The organism is Curtobacterium sp. 9128 (assembly GCF_900086645.1).
Taxonomy (GTDB): domain Bacteria; phylum Actinomycetota; class Actinomycetes; order Actinomycetales; family Microbacteriaceae; genus Curtobacterium.
This window is the reverse complement of sequence record NZ_LT576451.1, coordinates 1312619-1331725: the sequence shown is the minus strand read 5'-3', so window position 1 is coordinate 1331725 and position 19107 is coordinate 1312619. Positions and strand designations below refer to the sequence as shown.

Sequence of the window (19107 nt, the reverse complement as noted above, 5' to 3'; positions counted from 1 at the left end):
TCACGCCACGGCGACCCGGGAGACCGCCAGCGCGCGACTCATCGTCTCGACCACCCTGATCACCTGGTAGGAGTACCCGAACTCGTTGTCGTACCAGACGTAGACGACGACGTCGTGATCACCGTTCGTCTGCGTCGCAAGCCCGTCGACCACGCCGGCGAACCGCGAGCCGAGCACGTCGGAGGACACGAACTCGGGCGATTCCACGTAGTCGACCTGCGACCGGAGGTCCGACTCCAGGGACGTCCGGCGGAGGAACGTGTTCACCGTGTCCCGAGTGACCCGGCGCTCGGTCGTCACGTGCAGGATCGCGAGCGAGACATCGGGGGTCGGGACCCGGATCGCGTTGCCCGTGAGCCGACCAGCGAGTCCTGGAACGGCCTTCGCCACCGCCTGCGCCGCACCCGTCTCCGTGATGACCATGTTGAGCGGCGCGGCCCGACCACGGCGATCGGCCTTGTGGAAGTTGTCGGTGAGGTTCTGGTCGTTCGTGAAGGAGTGCACCGTCTCGACGTGCCCGCGCACGACGCCGAACTCCGCGTGCAGCGCCGCGAGGACCGGTGCGACGGCGTTGGTCGTGCAGGACGCCGCCGCGACCACGTCGGCGCGCTCGGCCTGCTCGCTGTTGATGCCGTGCACGATGTTCGGGACATCGCCCTTGCCCGGAGCGGTGAGCAGCACCCGCCCGGCCCCAGGGGCGAGCAGGTGTCGACGGAGCTCTGCTTCGGTGCGCCACTTCCCGGTGTTGTCGATGACGATCGCGTCCTCGATCCCGAAGGCGGCGTAGTCGACCGCGGCGGGGTCCGACGCGCGGATGACCTGGATGCGCGTGCCGTTCGCGGTGATCGTCTCGGCGTGCTCGTCGACGGTGATCGTGCCGTCGAACGGCCCGTGCACGGAATCGCGTCGGAGCAGACTGGCACGCTTCACGAGGTCGTCCGGGCCCGACGACGCTCGGAGGACGATCGCGCGGAGACGGAGTCCTGACCCGCCGGACTGGTGGGAGATGAGGATGCGAGCGAGGAGGCGACCGATCCGCCCGAATCCGTAGAGCACGACGTCGGTGGTCGGGAGCGCACCGCCGGCGGCAGCGTCCCGCACGAGCTCCGCGATCGCGGTCGCGTGGTGCACGTCGTCGTCCTCCGTGGCCCTGAGCCGTGCGGCGAGCGCGCCGACGTCGAGCGACGCGGGGCCGGGGGCACCGGTGTCGACGGCCGCGCGCAGGATCCGCAGCGACTCGGCGAGTGGCAGCGGTGCACCGTCGACGTGTCGGGCGAACCGGTGGGCCCTGACGATGTCGATCGCCGATCGGTTCACGAGGCGGCGTCCGTGCACCCCGGCGACCACACCGTCGCGTCGGTGCAGGCGACCGATCAAGGGGATCATCTGCTCGGCGAGCCCGAGCTGCGCGTCCCAGTCGTCCCAGAGCTCGCCGTCGGTGCTCACGCCGCCTCCTCGAGCCGGCGGACGAGCTGGTCGAGTCGCGCGCGGAGTCGCGCCGGGACGCGGGCACCGAACCGGTCGAAGTGCTCGCGGAGCTGTTCGGCCTCGTCGGTCCACGCTGCGGGGTCGACCGCGAACAGGGCGTCGAGTGCGAAGCCGTCGAGGTCGAGTCCGTCGAGGTCGAGGTCGCCCACACCGGGGAGCCCGCCGACGGGGCTCCAGCGGACGTCGGCGCTCCCGTCGAGCCGACCGGCGATCCACTCGAGGACGCGGACGTTCTCGCCGAAGCCCGGCCAGAGGTAGTCGCCGTCGGTGGACTTGCGGAACCAGTTGACACGGAAGACGCGGGGCGCCTTCGTCCCGAGACGGTCGCCGACCCTGAGCCAGTGCGCCCAGTGGTCCGCCATGTTGTAGCCGCAGAACGGCTGCATCGCGAAGGGGTCGAGGCGGAGCTCGCCAACCGGGCCCTCGGCGGCAGCGGTCTGCTCGCTGGAGATCGTCGAGCCGAAGAACACGCCGTGTTCCCAGTCCTCGGCCTCTGCGACGAGCGGCACGTTCGTCGCGCGCCGCCCGCCGAACACGATGGCGTCGATCGGGACCCCGTCCGGGCTGTCCCAGTCGTCGGAGATCGTCGGGCACCGTTCCGCGGCGACCGTGAAGCGCGCGTTCGGATGCGCTGCCGGTGTCGCGCTCCCCGGCTCCCACGGCTGGCCACGCCAGTCGATCAGGTGCCGCGGCGGGGTCTCGGATGCGCCCTCCCACCACACGTCGCCCTCGAGCGTCATCGCGACGTTGGTGAAGACCGTGCCGGACCGGACGGTCGACATGGCCGCCGGGTTCGTGTCCGGGCCGGTTCCCGGAGCGACACCGAAGAAGCCGGCTTCCGGGTTGATCGCCCAGAGTCGTCCGTCGGCACCCGGCCGGAGCCACGCGATGTCGTCCCCGATCGTCTCGACCTTCCACCCGGGCACCGTCGGGGTCATCATCGCGAAGTTCGTCTTGCCGCACGCGGACGGAAACGCGGCCGCGACGTGCAGGACCTTGCCCGCCGGTGTCGTGACGCGGATGAGGAGCATGTGTTCGGCGAGCCACCCGTCGTCACGCGCCATCGACGACGCGATCCGGAGCGCGAAGCACTTCTTCGCCAGCAGCGCGTTGCCGCCGTACCCGGAGCCGTACGACCAGATCTCCCGGGTCTCCGGGAAGTGCGCGATGGTCTTCGTCTCGTTGGACGGCCACGGGACGTCGGTGATCCGGTCGCCGTCGTCCGTGACCAGGGGCATGCCGACGCTGTGCATTGCCGGCACCCAGACCGTGTCCTCGTCGATCTGTGTGAGGGCGTCGTCCCCCATCCGGGTCATGATGCGGGTCGAGACGACGACGTACGGCGAGTCGGTGACCTGGACGCCGACCTGGGAGATGGCGCCCCCGATCGGACCCATCGAGAACGGCACCACGTACATCGTCCGGCCGCGCATCGAGCCACGGAACCGGTCGGTGAGGTCTGCGCGCATCGCGGCGGGATCCCGCCAGTTGTTCGTCGGGCCGGCGTCCGCCTCGTCGACGGAGCAGATGAACGTGCGGTCCTCGACCCTGGCCACGTCCGCGGGGTCGCTCCTGGCGAGGTAGCTGTCCGGCCGGAGGCCGGGGTCCAAGGCGATCAGCGAACCGGACGTGACCATCGCGTCGAGCAACGCGCGGTTCTCGGCGTCGCTGCCGGAGCACCAGACGACCTGGTCGGGCTCCGTCAGGGACGCGACCTGGTCCACCCAACGATGCAGGGCCTCCCGTCCGGGACCCGGCTCGATGGTCGTGCCGGCGGCCGTCGCGTCGACGACGCTCATGACGGCACCCGCTCGCCGACCGCGTCGCGGATGCGCGCGGCGACCCGGTCGGCCGACAGACCGTACTTCTCCAGGAGGAAGTCGTTCGGTCCCGACTCGGCCCACGAGTCGGCGAGCCCCACCTTCGTCAGTCGAGCGCCGCTGGCGTGTCCGGCGAGGACGGCGGCGACGACGTCGCCAAGGCCACCGACCACCGAGTGCTCCTCGACCGTGACGACGGTGCGCGCACCGTCCAGCAGCGCCCAGAGCGCGTCGTCGTCGAGGGGCTTGATCGTCGGCAGGTGCACGTGCCGCACGCTGCGGCCGGAGGTCTCGACCGCCGAGACCGCCTCGAGGGTCCGGGACGTCTGCACCCCCGTCGACACCACCGTCACCTCCGCGGCGGCACCGTCGCCGCCGTCCCGCAGCAGGACCGGCTGGCCGATCCGGAACTCGTAGCCGCTGTCGAAGACGTCGGCGACGGCGTCGCGGGCGAGTCGGAGGTAGACGGGGCCGTCGTGGTCCGCTGCCCACCGGATGATCGCTGCCGCCTCCGTCTCGTCGGCGGGCGCGAGGACCGTCATGTTCGGGAGCGCCCGCATCACGGACAGGTCCTCGATGTCCTGGTGGGTCTTGCCGCTCGCGCCGTTGAGCAGCCCGGTGTAGGCGGCGGCCAGACGGACCGGGGCCTTGGTCTGCGAGACGAGCATGCGCACCTGGTCGAGGGCCCGGTTCGTCAGGAAGACGCCGAACGACGACAGCCACGGGCGGTACCCGAGGGTGGACATGCCGAAGGCGATCCCGACCATGTTCTGCTCGGCGATGCCCGCTTGGATGAACCGCTCCGGGTGCGCGTTCGCGAACGTGACGGCCATGGTCGAGGTGGCGAGGTCGCCGTCGACGACGACGATGCGGTCGTCCGTCTCGGCGAGTTCGGTGAGGGTGTCGCCCCACACTGCGCGCTGCGCCTTCATGCGAGGGCCTCCGTCTTCTGGTCGATGAGCAGTTCCGCGCGAGCGGTGTCGAGCTGTTCCGCGGTCGGGACGCCGTTGTGCCACTTGAACGTCGCGCGGGTGAACGAGACGCCGTTGCCCTTCACCGTGTGGGCGATGATCGCGGTCGGCTTGCCGGTCGTGCCGCGGGCGGCGTCGACCTCGGCGTAGGCATCGAGGATCTCCTCGAAGTCGTGCCCGTTGATCTCGATGACGTTCCATCCGAACCCTCGGAACACCGCTGGCAGGTTGACGTGCCCCATCGGCTCGCTGCGGTCGTACCGGTCATGGTCGCCCGCCGGCCAGCCGTACTGCTGCAGGCCGTTCAGGTCGACGATCGCGGTGAGGTTGTCGAGGCCGTACCGAGGGGCGTGGATCACGGTCTCCCAGACCATGCCCTCCTCGATCTCGCCGTCGCCGAGCACGACCCAGGTGTGGAAGTCCTTGCCCTGCATCTTGGCGGCGATCGCCATGCCGGAGCCGGCGGAGAGTCCTTGGCCGAGCGAACCAGTGGAGGAGTCCACCCCCGGGGTGAGCTTCATGTCCGGGTGACCCTGCAGGCGCGAGTCGCCGTGGTCGAACGTGGCGAGCTCCTCGACGGGGAAGTACCCGCGGAGCGCCAGGACCGAGTACAGGCCGATCGCGGAGTGCCCCTTGGACAGGATGAACCGGTCGCGATCGGGGTCGTGCGGCCGCTCGGGGTCGATCCGGAGCTGGTGGAAGTACAGGGCCACCATCAGGTCCATGGCCGACATGGGCCCGCCGACGTGGCCGGCCTTGCTCGCAGCCACCGTCTCGAGGACGCGCCATCGCCCTTCTCGGGCGACGGTCTCGAGGTGTTCGACGTCTCTCGCGTCGTTGCGTGTCACGGCGACTCCTTTGCTCTGCGGTGGTGCGCCAAAACTATCACTCCGTGAACGACATGTCTACTGAGTGAGATTCAACGAGCGCATCGGTCATGGGAAGATGACGACATGGCAGACGGCGCCTCCGACGACGGCGGGATCGAGATCCTCAGCAAGGCCGGCGCGATCATCGACGCGTTGGCGGACGCCGAGGCACTGACCGTGAGTGCCCTCGCGGACGCGGTCGACGAGCCCACGAGCTCCACCTACCGGCTGCTGCAGAGTCTCATCGCGATGGGCTGGGTCGACCCGGCTCCGGTACGCGGGACGTACCGGCTCGGACTCGCGTGCATGCAGATCGGCGGCGTTCTCGAGGACTCCCTCGACGTGCGCGGACTGGCTTTGCCGAGGATGCGGGAGCTCCGCTCCACCGCGGGCGTCGCCGCGCTGCTGTGCTACCGCCGCGGGACCCGGGCCGTCTGCGTCGAACGCCTCGAGGGGCACGACGTCCGCTCCGTGGCGATGCAGGTCGGTGACGCGCTCCCGCTGCACGTCGGCGGAGCGCCCCGGGCGCTCCTGGCGTTCCTGCCCGCCGGCGAACAGCACGCCGTCATCGACGAGCTCGTCGCCGCGACGGACCCGGCCTACCCGGTGCCGTCCCGCGGTGACCTGCAAGCCGAGCTCGAGACGACCAGGCGACGGGGGTACGCCCGCTCGGACCAGGACGTCACGATCGGGATCGCGGCGTTCGGCAGCCCCGTGTTCAACCACCGCGGCGAGCTCGTCGCGGCGGTGTCCATCAGCGGGCTCCGCGAGCGTCTCATCGACCGCGAACCGGAACTCGGGGCACTCGTGGTGTCCACCGCCGCGGCGATCAGCGCCGATCTCGGGTACGACGGAGGACGACGTGGCTGACCGGAAACCGATGCGCGTCCTCGCCAACTCGATGGCGGTCGTCGAAGCACTCGCCGAGCGCGGCGACCTCTCCCCCGCCGAACTCGCCGAGGCCACCGGTCTCCCGCGACCCAGCGTGTACCGCTTCATCGACGGACTGAAGGCAGTCGGCATGGCCACGACGACGGACGAGAACCGGGCGCGGCTCAGCGTGAAGTGGCTGCACCTGGCGGATGCCGCGCGTGACGCCATGACCGAGTGGGCGTCGGCACGCCGGGTCCTCGACGACCTGGCCGAGCGCACGGAGCAGACCGCGTTCCTGACGGTGCCTCGTGGCGACGAGGCGGTCTGCATCGACTGGGCGCCCGGTCGTGGCATCGGCGTCCTGACGCTCGCCCCTGGTCGGTCGCTCCCGCTGTACGCCGGGGGTGCCGGCCGGCTCGTCCTCGCCTACACCCGCGACGTCGAGGAGTACCTGTCGGACGGCCCGGATCGTCGTCCGCTGACCAGCAAGACGATGGTGGACGCCGACGCGCTCCGCGAGGACGTGCGCCGCACCCGCGCCCAGGGCCACACGCTCTCGCTCGACGACGCGACCATCGGGATCGGTGCCCTCGCGTTCCCCGTGCTCGGCTCGGCCGGCGAACTCATCGGGTGCCTGTCGATCGCCGGTCGGTCGGTGGACATCCGGGAGCGTGCGGACGAGTTCGTGGACGCGGCACTCGGGGCCGTGGCAGAACTGGAGCGCGGGGTCGCCAGCGAACTGACGACCCCGCTGCAGTAGCGCACCTGCCGGCTTCCGGCTACCAGCTCACCGCGATGTACTGCGACTCCATGTACTCCAGGAGCCCTTCGGCACCGCCCTCGCGGCCGATGCCGGACTCCTTCATGCCCCCGAACGGCGCCGCCGGGTCGGACACCAGTCCACGGTTCAGACCGACCATGCCGGACTCGATCCTGCCGCTGACGCGCAGGCCCCTCGCGAGGTCCTGCGTGTAGACGTACGAGACGAGCCCGAACGGGGTGCCGTTGGCGAGCCGCACCGCATCGTCCTCGGTGCGGAACGTCACGATCGGCGCCACCGGCCCGAAGATCTCCTCCTTGAGGATGCGAGCATGCTCGGGGACGTCGCTCAGCACCGTCGCCGGGTAGAACCAGCCGGGCCCGTCGGGCGACGCGCCGCCGGTGAGCACCGTCGCGCCGTCCTCCTTCGCGCCGTCCACCAGACGGGCGATGTCGTCACGGGCGCCCTCGTTCACCATCGGACCGAGCTGGACGTCGGAGGCCAGACCGTCGCCGGTGCGCAGTGCCCCCATTGCCTCGGCCAGCCGTTCCGAGAACGCGGCCGCGATGCCCTCCTGCACGTAGAAGCGGTTCGCGGCGGTGCAGGCCTCGCCACCGTTGCGCATCTTCGCGATCATCGCGCCGGCCACTGCCTCGTCGAGGTCCGCGTCGTCGAAGACCACGAACGGCGCGTTGCCACCGAGCTCCATCGACGTGTTCACGACGGACTCCGCCGCGAGCTTCATGAGCTTGACGCCGACCTCGGTGGAGCCGGTGAACGACAGCTTCCGAGCTCGCGGGTCGCGCACCATCTGCTCGACCACGGTGCCGGAGGACCGGCTCGGCAACACGTTGAGGACCCCGGCCGGCAGTCCGGCCTCGGCGAAGAGTGCACCGATCGCGAGGGCGGTCAACGGGGTGTCGCTGGCCGGCTTCAGGACCGTCGTGCACCCTGCGGCGAGTGCGGGTCCGATCTTGCGGGTCGCCATCGCCGCGGGGAAGTTCCACGGGGTGACGAGGATCGCGATCCCGATCGGGCGGTGCTCGACGAGGATCTTGTTCGCACCCCCTGGTGCCGTCTGCAGCGCACCGGGTATCCGGACGGCCTCCTCCGCGTACCACCGGAGGAACTCGGCCGCGTAGACGACCTCGCCGCGGGCGTCCACGAACACCTTGCCGTTCTCCGCCGTGATGAGCCTGGCGAACCAGTCGGCGCGCTCGATCATCAGGTCGTACGCGCGGGACAGGATCTCGGAACGCTTCCGGGGCGGGGTCGCCGCCCAGTCGGCCGCCGCGTCGGCGGCGGCGTCGACCGCCGCCTGCGCGTCGTTCCGGGTCCCGCTCGAGACGGTCGCGATCACGCTGCCGTCGACGGGGTTGTGGACGTCGAACGTGGCGCCGTCCGACGCGGCTCGCTCGACCCCACCGATCAGGAGGCCCGTGGGGACCCCGGCCACGATGGTCGCCGAGTCCGTGGTCGAGTCCAGGACGTCGGTCGCGTCGGTCATGAGTGCTCCAGTTCTCGGACATGCGGGGCGGACTGCGTCAGGTAGAGCCGCTGGTCCCGCTTGTGCTCGTCGTAGGCGGCGCGGGCGTCCTTCGTGCTGTCGAGGGTCGAGACCTCGGCGACGGGGACGTCCCACCAGGCGCCGGAGCCGCCGAAGCGGCCCTGGGCGTCGACGCGGACGTAGACGACGCTGGTGCCGTCGTACGCACGGGCGTCGTCGAGTGCATTCCGGAAGGTGTCTGCGGTGTCGGCGGAGAACACCTCGGCGCCGTAGCTCGCGGCGTTCGCGACGAAGTCGACCTCGAGGCGCCGGCCGTCGTGACGCAGGGCCTCACCGCGCTCGTTGAAGCGGGTGCCGAACGTCTGCGAGCCGAGCGTCTCCGACAGTGCTGCGATCGATCCGTACCCGAAGTTGTCGACGATCACGATGGTCATGCGCAGGTGTTCCTGCACCGCGGTCATGATCTCCTGCGACATCATCAGGTACGAGCCGTCGCCGACGAGCACGTGGACACGTCGGTCCGGGGCGGCGAGCTGCGCGCCGACACCACCTGCGACCTCGTAGCCCATGCACGAGTTGCCGTACTCGATGTCGTAGCCCTTCGTGCTGCCCGGTCGCCAGAGCCGGTGCAGGTCCCCCGGCATCGAACCGGCGGCGTTGATGACGACGTCGTCGTCCTCAGCGGAGGTGTTGAGCAGTCCGAGCATCTCGGCCTGCGACAGCGTCGGGCCGTCCTGCACCTCGATGATGCGGTCGACCTCGGCACGCCAGTCGCTCGCGGCCCGCTCGTTCGACGCGACGACGTCGGCGTCGAGCGCGAAGCCGTCGAGCGCGGCGCGGAGCTCGGCGAGCGTCTCACGGGCGTCGCCGACGAGGGGGATGCCGGACTCCTTGAACGCGTCGACCTCGGCGACGTTGATGTTGACGAACGCTACGTCGGGGTTCTGGAACATCGTGTTCGAGGCCGTCGTGAAGTCGGTGTAGCGCGTGCCGATGCCGATCACGACGTCCGCACCGTTCGCGATGGCGTTCGCGTACGCCGACCCGGACGAGCCGAGCGCGCCGAGCGCCAGGCGGTGCTCCCACGGCATGCCCGCCTTGCCCGCCTGCGTGACACCGACGCCGATGCCGGTCGACTCGGCGAAGCGGACGAGCTCGTCCGTCGCGTCGGAGTACACGACCCCGCCACCGGCGATCACCACCGCGTTGTCGGCGCTCCTGATCAGCTCGGCGGCGCGCTGGATCGCCGCACGGTCCGGGCGGTTGCGGGCGACGTGCCAGACGCGGTGCGAGAACAACGCCTCCGGGAAGTCGTACGCCTCGGCCTGGACGTCCTGCGGGACCGCGATGGTCACGGCACCGGTGTCGGCGGGGCTGGTCAGGACCCGCATCGCCTCGAGGAGTGCCGACGCGAGCTGCTCCGGCCGGTTGATCCGGTCGAAGTAGCGCGAGACCGCGCGGAAGGAGTCGTTCGCGGTGACGTCCATCGCGTACGGGTGCTCCTGCTGCTGCAGGACGGCGCCGGTCGACCGGGTCGCGAACGCGTCGGACGGGAAGAGCAGGACCGGGATGTGGTTCACCGTCGCGGTGCCGGCACCCGTGACCATGTTGGTCGCGCCCGGACCGATCGACGTGGAGACGGCGAGCGCGCCGAGGCGGTTCCGCATCTTCGCGTAGCCGGTCGCGATGTGGACCATGCCCTGCTCGTTGCGCCCCTGGTAGTAGGGGAAGACGTCCTGGTACTGCAGGAGCGCCTGGCCGAGACCCGCGACGTTGCCGTGGCCGAAGATGCCGAACGCACCCCCGAAGAACGGCGTCGTGACGCCGTCGCGCTCGACGTGCTGGGCCTGCATGAACTCGACGATCGCCTGGCCCACCGTGAGGCGGCGGGTCGGCTGAGGATGTTGCGCCATTGCGGACTTCCTTCTGTGGTGGGTCAGGGGCGGACCGGGACGAACGGCACGCGGGGGTCGGTGCCGAGGTCGTCCCACTTGGCGCGGGCCGGAGCGAGGGCAGGGTCCTCGGCGGCCTGCAGCGTGCGCTTCGGCGCGGGTCCGGCGAGGACGTTGAGGTAGTAGAGGTCCTGGTCGTGCGCCGCCACGGTGGTGTGGTAACCCCAGGGGATCAGGCAGATGTCACCGTCGCGGACGGGGACGTCGAGGTCGAAGTCGCGCTCCGGGCTGTACACCCGCTGGAGTGCCCACCCGTTCTCCGGGTCACGGGTGCGGTAGTAGTAGACCTCTTCGAGCTGCGCCTCGCCGTCGACGTCGTGCTCGTGCTTGTGCGGCGGGAAGCTCGACCAGTTGCCGCCGGGGGTCCACACCTCGACGACGTGCAGACGGTCGGCCGGGAAGTCGGGCGACATCGGCGTCGAGACCTGCCGCGTCGCGTTCCCGGCGCCGCGGGTCGCGGAGCCGACGTCGTCCGGCGTGACGAGGACGACCTCGTGCTGCTCGGTGGCCGGTGCGCTCGCGATCGCGAGTTCGGCACCCGGTGTCGCGGTGACCGTCACGGCGGTGTCACGGGGGACGTAGAGGGTGTGCCCGAGTCCGTCGAAGACCGTGTCCCGGCCGCCGATGCGGTACTCGACCCCACCCACGGTGAGGACGAGGTCACCGTGCAGGTTCACGAACGCCCGCTCGTTGCCGTCGGCTGCCAGTTCGACGGTCTCGCCGTCGCCGAACGTCTTCACCTGGAAGGTGACGTACTCCCATCCGGCGATCTCCGGGGTGATGACGTCCCATGCGCCGTGCTTGAGCACCTGCGGGTCGACCATGTTGTGATCCTCTCTGCGTCGTTGCGTTCGGACAGGACGAGCATAGCGCTTTTATCGCTTGCTGGACGAACCGTCCGCTGTGAGAAAAGCGTCTCAGGCTGGTTGGCGGTCGGCCCCGGCGAGCCGGAGGCACCGCAGCGTCGTGTCCCGTGCGGCGTCGAGCGCATCGGCGAGCGACTTCGCACGATGCTCGGTGGAGAGCATCTCGACACCCCACGGCCCCGACCACCCGACCTCGGCCATCGTGCGGAGGAACCCGACGACGTCCTGCGCGCCCTCTCCTGGGTACCGCCGGTTGTCGCGGGTGTCCTCGAACAGGCTCAGACCCGGCTGCGGCAGTGCGTCGGCGTCGTTCACCTCGACCCCGACCACGGTCGCCGGATCGAGCGTGTGACGGAGTTCGTCGAGGGACGTCCCCGCCCGGAAGACGTGCCACGAATCGACGACCAACCCGGCGTGCGGGTGGTCGACCGCACGGACGAGCTCCGATCCCTGCGGCATCGAGGAGATCCCGGCGAACGGGAGCGGCTCGAGCGCGAGACGGGTGCCGATCCCCGCAGCCTCGTCGGCCAGGCGCCGGAACGGTCCGACGTACGGTTCGAGCGAGTCCACCGTGGGCGCGGGCGGCGGTGCGATCTTCACCATCGGGCTGCCGAACACCCGTGCGGCCTCGGCCAGCAGCTCCCACCGGGCACGCCACGGACGCTCGTCCGGGTCACGCCACCAGTCCTTCACCAGCTCCACCTCGAGATGCCGGATGCCGACCCGCTCGGCGTGTTCGCGGAGCGCCTCGAACCCGATCGAGTCGCGGACGACCTCCAGGTCGTCGACGACGAACCCGAGACCGACGAACCCGGCGTCGGCCGCGGCGCTGACCCGTTCGCGCGCCGAGAACGAGCTCCGCTCCGACGGACCGTCCGGCACCGCGGTCCCGGCCGTCGTCCAGCACGTCGCGACGAGGTCCTGGCTGACCCGGCTCATCGTGACAGGTCCACCGCGACGGACGCACCCGTCCGCGCTGACCGGTCGGCGGCGTCGGCGAGCACGAGCGCCGCGCGACCGTCTTCGAAGCCGGGGCTGCGCGACGGCTCGCCCCTGGCCGCCTTCAGGAATTCGACGACCTCGAGCCGGTACGCCTCGGCGTACCGCTGCAGGAAGAAGTTCTGGTACGGCTCGAGCGACTCGACCGCTCCCGCTCCCCAGTGCCGCACGAGGGTGTCCGTCTGGTTGCCGACCTGGAGCAGCCCCTCCGAGCCGAAGACCTCGAACCGTTGGTCGTACCCGTACGAGGCATGCCGCGAGTTCGTGATGGCGACCAGCTCGTCGTTCGCCCCGCGCAGGGTGACGACCGCCGAGTCGAAGTCCCCGAACTCCCTGGCAGACGCACTGAAGGTGTTCGCACCGCGGGCGGTGACCTCGACGATCTCCGGCACGAAGAACCGCGCCATGTCGAGGTCGTGGATGGTCATGTCCCGGAAGATCCCGCCCGATGCGGCGAGGTACGCCGCCGGCGGCTCGGCGGGGTCGCGGCTCGTGATGAGCAGCTGTTCGAGCGTGCCGATCTCCCCCGCCGTCACCCGGCGGTGCAGTTCGGCGAAGTGCCGGTCGAACCGGCGGTTGAACCCGAGCACGATCGGCACGGTCGCCGCCGCTGCCTTCTCGCGCAGCCGGTCGACGCGAGCCAGGTCGAGGTCGATCGGCTTCTCGCAGAGCACCGGGACACCGGCGTCGATCGCAGCGTCGATGAGGTCGACGTGCGTCGCGGTCGGAGCCGCGATGATGACGGCGTCGACCTCCCCCGAGGCGAACACCTCGGCCGGGTCCGTGCTGACCCTGCCGCCGTACTCGGCTGCCGTGCGCTCGGCGCCCTCGACGAACGGGTCACAGACCCACGCGAGCTCCGCGTCGTCGATGGCGGCGACGCTCATGGCGTGGACCTGTCCGATGCGACCGGTGCCGAAGAGGCCGATCCGGGTCTGTTGCGTCATTGCAATCTCCTGGGTGGTGGGTTGTGCCGCGTCTACGCGGTGGTGCGGGGCCGGACGGGACGCCCGGTGTGGAACGACTCCGCGGCGGCCTCGGCGAGCGCGGTGGCGACGAGTCCGGCTGCGGGCGGCGTGAGGCTCTCCGACGCTCCGCGGACCATCCGGACGAAGTGGGCGATCTCCTCCTCGAACGCGGGGACGAAGCGGTCGCCGAACGTGTCGTACGGGTCAGACGGCGCGGTCCCGCCCGGCTCCGTCGAGGTGATCGGGGTGCGCGGGCCGTAGCCGGCGCCGAACGCGCCCTTCGAGCCGGTGACCTCGAGCCGGACGTCCTGGCCGGCGTCGCTGCGGCGGAGTGCGCCGATGCTGCCGACCGCGCCGGAAGCGAAGCGCAGCGTCACCATCGCGGTGTCGGTGTCCTCGTGCTCGCCGTAGACCGGCTCGTCGAGCACAGACCCGATCATCGAGACCTCGACGATCGGGTCGCCGACCGTCCAGGGGATGATGTCGAAGTCGTGGACGAGCAGGTCGAGCCACATGCCGTGCGACTGCGGGATGTAGTCGATCGGCAGGGCGTAGTGGTCGTTCTCCGTCGCCTGGACGAGTCGGAGCGTCCCGACGTCGCCGTCGAGGACGTGCTGCCGGAGCCGCTGGTAGCCCGGGTCGTAGCGACGGTGGAACGCGACCATGATCGGCGTCCCCGTCGCGTCGAGGTCGCGGGAGAGCTCGGTCAGCTCGTCGACGCCGAGTGCCAGGGGCTTCTCGATGAGCAGCGGGGTGTGCGAGTCCGCGACGACACGGGCGAGCTCGGCGTGCGTGTCGGTCGCGGATGCGACGAGCACACCGTCGAGCGACGGGAGCACGTCGGCGAGCGGGTCGACCGTGGTGGAGAGCGCCGCCCAGCCCTGCTCGTCTCCGCGCTGCTCGTCGAGATGCTTCCGGACCGCCTCGGTCCTGCCGGGGTCGCGGCCGACGAGGACGACCTCGTCGACGCCCGCGGTCCGCGCGAGGTTCCGCGCATGCATCGTGCCGATGCGGCCGAGCCCGGCGACGCCGATCCTCACCGTGCGACCTCGGCGGCCTCGAGCTCGGCGACGAGGGCGCGGACGTACTCGACGCTTGCACGGGCGTCCGCGATCGGGCCCGTACCGGCGGCCGGCTCCTCGAGCACGACCTTGTCCTGCTCCAGGACGATCCAGCCGTCGAAGCCGGCCTGGACCATGCTCGTCAGGATCGCGCGGATGTCCACGTCGCCCTGGCCGACCGGGCGGTAGAGCAGGTCGGCCTTGATCGCGTCGAAGTAGCTGATCTCGCCGTCCGCGACCCGGCGCATGCCGTCGAGCGACACGTCCTTGAGGTGCATGTAGGCGATGCGGTCGGTGTGCTCGGCGGCGAAGCGGACGGGGTCCGTCCCGCCGAGGAACAGGTGCCCGGTGTCGAAGCAGAACGGGATCGTGGAGCCGGCGAGGACGGCGTCGACGTCCTCCTTGGTCTCGACGACCGTGCCGACGTGTGGGTGCAGCGTCGCGGTGACGCCGACGGCCGCCGCGGCCTCGGTGATGCGGTCGAGGTTCGCGAACAGGGTGGCCCACTGCTCGTCGGTGAGCGGCTCGCGCTGGGCGTCGTACCCGGTCTGCTCGCTGTCGGCGCAGACCACGAGCACGGTCGCCCCCGAAGCCGCGTAGTCCGCGAGCTCCTGCTCGATGCGCGGCAGCGGGTCGATGCCGGGCTGGTGCGCGATGACCGGCACGAAACTGCCGATCGCGGTCATGCCGAACTCGGCCAGGCGGGCTGCCTTGTCCTCGGGTGCCGGGGGCAGGAAGCCCTGGGCGCCGAGCTCGGTGGCCTCGAACCCGAGGGAGGTCATCTCGGCCAGGACGCGCTCCGGCGGCAGCTGGTAGCCCCAGCCGTCCACCTCGCTGACTCCCCAGGAGATCGGTGCGGTGGCGATGCGGAGGCTCATGCGCGTGCCCCTTCTGCGGCGTGGACAGCGGTCGCGCGGACGTTGGCGGTGGCACCGGGTTCGACGGGCAGGTCGACCCAGCGGCCGGACTCCGCGGACTCCTCGGCGGCACTCAGCACGCGGGCCGAGGCGACGGCGTCGTGGATGTTGGACCCGGTGGCCTCGCCTCCGGTCGCGGCGGTGAGGAACTTGGCGGCCTCGATCACCTTGAGGTCGTCGTAGCCCATGCTCGTGCCGGAACTCGGCTGGAAGCGGGAGTAGTCCGGGAAGTACCCGTCGGCGAACGCGCGGGTGTAGCCGACGTGCTGCCCGGTCCGGGCGAGGGCCACCTCGAGCTCGTTGAGCCGCTCGAAGTCCCACCGGACCGACCCCTCGGTGCCGAAGACCTCGAACGCGTACTCGGAGCGCGGACCGACCGCGATGCGTGACGCCTCGAGGTTGCCGATCGCACCGGCCCCGACCGCGGACTCGTCGAAGCGGACGAGCATCGTGGCGTAGTCCTCGTTCTCGACGGGGAGCAGCTTGCCGGCGTCGGGCGTGCCGGGGAGCCCGGGTCGCTCGGTGAGGTAGGTGCCCGTGGCGGCGGAGATCGATCCGATCGGGCCGAGGACGTAGTGCATGAGGTCGACGAGGTGCCCCATCAGGTCGCCGAGGACGCCGCTGCCCGAGGTGGCACGGACGAAGCGCCAGGTCAGCGGGTCCTCGGGGTTCGAGGAGAACCCTCCGAAGAACCGTCCCCGTACGTTCGTGATCCGGCCGAGCGCGCCGTCGAGGACGAGCTGGCGGGCGTGCTGCACGGCGGGTACGTGCCGGTAGTTGAAGCCGATCGTCGTGGCGACCCCGGCCGCGTCCGCGGCGGCGGCGACGGCCTCGGTCTCGGATGCGCCACGGCCGACGGGCTTCTCGATCCAGAACGGCTTGCCGGCCTCGGCGGCGGCGATGCCGATCTCCGCGTGCAGGGAGTTCGGGGCGCAGATCGAGACGACCTCGACCTCGGGGTCGTTCAGGACCTCGCGGTAGTCGGAGACGACCTTCTCGTACCCGAGGACGTCCGCGGCGTAGTCCCGGCCGGCTGGTGCGACGTCCGCGGCGGCGACCAGGCGCGGGCGGATGCCGAGCTCCGGGTAGAGGATCGGAAGGAGGGCGTAGGAGCGGGAGTGCAGTCGCCCCATCCACCCGACGCTGATGAGTCCGACACCGACGGTGCGGGGCGCGCTGTTCTCTGCCACAGGGGCTCCTTTGCTTCCTGGTTTTGAACCGGTCCAAAATCTTGGACCGGTTCAATGTACGACCGTCGATCGAGCGGTGTCAACTGCTGGTCGACGTCAGCCGCGCACGGGCACGGACGACGCCCGGATCCGCAGGGTGGGTGCGACGAGCACCTCGCCCGGGTTCTCGTCGGAGAGCAGCAGCTCGGCCGCGCGGTGTCCGATCGTGGCGTTGTCGGGGTCGACCGAGGTCAGCTCGACGGCCCCCAGTGCGGCCAGGTAGGTGTTGTCGTACCCGGTGACGGCGACCGAGTCCGTCAGGCCGCGCTGCCGCAGCGCGGCCGTCACCCCGATCGCGGCCAGGTCGTTCACCGCCGTGATCGCGGTCGGTGGACCGTCGAGGTCCAGGAGCGCCTGCGCCGCACGGAAGCCGGCCGCCTCGGAGAAGTCGCTCTCGGCGACGAGTTCGGCGTCGAGGCCACGCTCCCGCATCGCCGCGACGAACGCATCGGCGCGCCCTGATGCCACCCGACCGCCGGCGCCCCCGACGTGCCCGATCCGACGGTGGCCCAGAGCGGCGAGGTGGTCCACGACGAGCCGGACTCCGACCTCGTCGTCCCCGCGCACGGTCGCGGCGCCGGCGAGCCGCTCCGGCCTGGCACTGGCGATGACGATCCTGGCGGACCCCATGGCCTCCACCACGCGGTCCATGCTCGGCACCGACCCCACGACGATGAGCCCTGAAGGCTGCAGGTCGCCGAGCATGGCGACCGCCTCGAGGTCCAGGCGGGCACCCGCGCCGGGGAGCACCGCGCTCGTCATCAGCCCGAGGCGGCCACCGGCCGACAACGAGAGCCTGGCCGCATCCACCACCTCGGCGAACACCGGGTTCCGGGAATCGGCGACGAGGATCCCGACGAAGTCGTCCCGCGCCCCGTTCAACGACCGGGCGACCCGGTTCGGGCGGAACCCGAGCGCGTCCGCCGCGTCCAGGATCCGCCGGAGCCGCTCCTGACTGACCGACTCCGGCGAACTGAACGCGAGCGACACCAGCGACTTCGACACGGCCGCGCGGACGGCGACGTCGCGCATGGTCGCGCGCCGCGCCGTTCCTGTGGACCCGTCGTCAGCCATGCTCCACATCTTGCAGCACGGTCAGTGATCGTCGCGACCGGCCCGCTTCGCCTTGCCCTTGATCGTGTCGATGTAGATCGCGCCGGTCGTGACCTCCTCCTCGAGCTTCTCGAGCGACCAGCCGCGGGTCTCGGGGACCTGGGTGACGATGAACAGGAGCGCGATGCCGCCGATGACGGCGAAGAGGAAGAACGTCCCGGTGATGCCGATGCCCTCGATGAGCGACGGCACGTAGAGCGCCAGCACGCCGTTCATCAGCCAGCCGGCGAACGCCGCGATGCCGGTCCCGAGTCCGCGCATGTTCAACGGGAAGATCTCGGCGAGCCAGACCCACACGGCGATGTTCAGGCAGGACTGCATCGACAGCACGAACGCGCAGATCAGGAACAGCAGCACGTACGGCCGGATCGGGTTGCCGTCCGGGATCACCAGCGACGAGACACCGATCAGGATGTGGCACGTGGTCGTGAGCGACAGGCCGAGGATGAACGTCTTCCGCCGGTCGACGCGGTCCATGTTGCGGAGCGCGATGATCCCGCCGACGACCGCCAGGATCCCGGGTGCGATGTTCGCGATCAGGGCGGCATTCGCCCCGAAGCCGGACTGGATCAAGATGCGCTGGCCGTAGTACATGATCGAGTTGATCCCGGTGACCTGCTGGGCGATGGCCACGCCGCAGCCGATCAGCACGATCCGGATGAGCCAGCGGCTGGAGAGCAGCGCCTTCAGCCCGTTCAGCCGCGTCTCGCTCGGCTCCTCGGAGGTGATCTGGCGGATCTCCTCGAGCTCGACCGCCGCGCGGTCCTCGTTCCGGACCGTCTTCAGCACCGCCAGGGCACGCTCGTCGTGGCCGTGCTCGACCAACCAGCGCGGGGACTCCGGCATCCGGAGCATGCCGATGAAGAGTGCGGCCGCCGGGATCGCGCAGATGAAGAACATCACGCGCCAGACGCCGCCCTCGTCGCCGAGCACGATCCCGATGACCGCGTTGATGACGAACGCGGCGAGCTGCCCGCTCACGATCGCCAGCTCGTTGCGGCCCGTGATCATGCCCCGGATCTCGAGCGGCGCGAGTTCGGCCAGGTACACGGGGACGACGATCGACGCTGCGCCGACCGCGAGCCCGACCGCGATGCGGCCGGCGAGCAGCACCTCGAAGTTGGGCGAGAACACCGCGAGCAGCGTCCCGCAGAAGAAGAAGACCGCCATCACGATGATGGTCGACCGGCGTCCGATCCGGTCGGACACCGGGCCTCCGACCAGGCCACCGACCGCGGCCGCGAAGACGAGCGAGGAGATGACGACACCGAGGCCGATGTCGTCGAGACCCAGCTGCGACTGGATCGAGATCTCGGCGCCGTTGCTGACGCCGGTGTCGTACCCGAAGAGCAGGCCGCCGAGGCAGGCCACGACCGAGATGAGACCGATCCGCTTGCGGTGCGGTCCGGTCGTCAACGGCGGGAGTTCGAGCGTTCCGCGCGGTTGTCCTTGTCCAGACATTGTGACCCCTTCGTCATGGTGGACTGGTGTTCGGCGAGATGTGTCCAGCAGTTCTCACACCGCGGACGAACTGTTCACACTGTAACAGGGCACGCGTGCGGCCGGGAAGTGAAAACGGATGCTTGTGGACCAGGGTGATTCGTTATACCGTACGCCGGACAGACAAACCGTCAGGTGAGAATTAGCAGGGTTGCCGGTTCTCGGACAGCACCGTGGCGGACCGTCGAAACCCGTGCACCACAGCGGAACCACA

16 protein-coding genes are annotated in these 19107 nt (G+C 70.5%); 2 read left to right on the top strand and 14 right to left on the bottom strand.

The genetic code is table 11. The features are described 5' to 3' along the window. Genes QK288_RS06550 through QK288_RS06535 form a run of 4 tightly spaced genes read right to left on the bottom strand, consistent with a single transcriptional unit; the run spans position 1 to position 5127 of the window. Positions 1-1446: a glyceraldehyde-3-phosphate dehydrogenase gene (locus QK288_RS06550; RefSeq protein WP_281267001.1), complete on the bottom strand. Its 1446-nt coding sequence runs from the start codon at positions 1444-1446 to the stop codon at positions 1-3. After that, the gene (locus QK288_RS06545) at positions 1443-3287 is read right to left on the bottom strand and encodes a phosphoenolpyruvate carboxykinase (GTP) (RefSeq protein WP_281267000.1); all 1845 of its coding nucleotides are present in this window, start codon (positions 3285-3287) and stop codon (positions 1443-1445) included. The genes QK288_RS06550 and QK288_RS06545 overlap by 4 nt, the downstream gene beginning before the upstream one ends. Further along, on the bottom strand, positions 3284-4240 hold the full coding sequence (locus QK288_RS06540) for a transketolase C-terminal domain-containing protein (protein ID WP_281266999.1): 957 nt from the start codon (positions 4238-4240) through the stop codon (positions 3284-3286). The genes QK288_RS06545 and QK288_RS06540 overlap by 4 nt, the downstream gene beginning before the upstream one ends. After that, entirely contained in the window at positions 4237-5127 is an 891-nt protein-coding gene (locus tag QK288_RS06535; protein WP_281266998.1) for a transketolase, read from the bottom strand. Before QK288_RS06535 ends, QK288_RS06540 begins: the two co-directional genes overlap by 4 nt. Positions 5128-5232: 105 nt before the next feature. On the opposite strand from QK288_RS06535, the gene QK288_RS06530 reads away from it, so the two are divergent. Beyond that, positions 5233-6018, top strand: a complete 786-nt coding sequence (locus tag QK288_RS06530; RefSeq protein ID WP_281266997.1) for an IclR family transcriptional regulator — start codon at positions 5233-5235, stop codon at positions 6016-6018. Further along, positions 6011-6781 carry an IclR family transcriptional regulator gene (locus QK288_RS06525; protein ID WP_281266996.1) on the top strand — a complete coding sequence of 257 codons (771 nt, stop codon included), beginning with the start codon at positions 6011-6013 and terminating at the stop codon, positions 6779-6781. The genes QK288_RS06530 and QK288_RS06525 overlap by 8 nt, the downstream gene beginning before the upstream one ends. A gap of 19 nt (positions 6782-6800) precedes the next feature. On the opposite strand, the gene QK288_RS06520 is transcribed toward QK288_RS06525, so the two are convergent. The 10 genes from QK288_RS06520 to QK288_RS06475 all read right to left on the bottom strand — a co-directional run bounded on the left by QK288_RS06520 (position 6801) and on the right by QK288_RS06475 (position 18854). Further along, positions 6801-8288 (bottom strand): NAD-dependent succinate-semialdehyde dehydrogenase, encoded by a 1488-nt coding sequence (locus QK288_RS06520; protein WP_281266995.1) that lies wholly within the window; start codon positions 8286-8288, stop codon positions 6801-6803. After that, a complete protein-coding gene (gene iolD, locus QK288_RS06515; RefSeq protein WP_281266994.1) occupies positions 8285-10201 on the bottom strand; it encodes a 3D-(3,5/4)-trihydroxycyclohexane-1,2-dione acylhydrolase (decyclizing) in 1917 nt (638 codons plus the stop codon). The genes QK288_RS06520 and iolD overlap by 4 nt, the downstream gene beginning before the upstream one ends. 23 nt (positions 10202-10224) lie before the next feature. Then, on the bottom strand, positions 10225-11064 hold the full coding sequence (iolB, locus tag QK288_RS06510) for a 5-deoxy-glucuronate isomerase (RefSeq protein ID WP_281266993.1): 840 nt from the start codon (positions 11062-11064) through the stop codon (positions 10225-10227). A 93-nt stretch (positions 11065-11157) separates the two neighbouring features. Then, positions 11158-12045: a sugar phosphate isomerase/epimerase family protein gene (locus QK288_RS06505; protein WP_281266992.1), complete on the bottom strand. Its 888-nt coding sequence runs from the start codon at positions 12043-12045 to the stop codon at positions 11158-11160. Then, on the bottom strand, positions 12042-13052 hold the full coding sequence (gene iolG / locus QK288_RS06500; protein WP_281266991.1) for an inositol 2-dehydrogenase: 1011 nt from the start codon (positions 13050-13052) through the stop codon (positions 12042-12044). Before iolG ends, QK288_RS06505 begins: the two co-directional genes overlap by 4 nt. Before the next feature lie 32 nt (positions 13053-13084). Beyond that, positions 13085-14113 (bottom strand): Gfo/Idh/MocA family oxidoreductase, encoded by a 1029-nt coding sequence (locus tag QK288_RS06495; protein ID WP_281266990.1) that lies wholly within the window; start codon positions 14111-14113, stop codon positions 13085-13087. After that, complete coding sequence (locus QK288_RS06490) at positions 14110-15012, bottom strand: sugar phosphate isomerase/epimerase (protein WP_281266989.1); 903 nt, start codon at positions 15010-15012, stop codon at positions 14110-14112. The genes QK288_RS06495 and QK288_RS06490 overlap by 4 nt, the downstream gene beginning before the upstream one ends. Then, positions 15009-16241, bottom strand: coding sequence for a Gfo/Idh/MocA family oxidoreductase (locus QK288_RS06485; protein WP_281266988.1), 1233 nt, complete (start codon positions 16239-16241; stop codon positions 15009-15011). The genes QK288_RS06490 and QK288_RS06485 overlap by 4 nt, the downstream gene beginning before the upstream one ends. Before the next feature lie 96 nt (positions 16242-16337). Then, a complete protein-coding gene (locus tag QK288_RS06480; protein WP_281266987.1) occupies positions 16338-17354 on the bottom strand; it encodes a LacI family DNA-binding transcriptional regulator in 1017 nt (338 codons plus the stop codon). Between the two features lie 21 nt (positions 17355-17375). Beyond that, entirely contained in the window at positions 17376-18854 is a 1479-nt protein-coding gene (locus QK288_RS06475) for a sugar porter family MFS transporter (protein WP_281266986.1), read from the bottom strand. Positions 18855-19107: the final 253 nt, after the last annotated feature.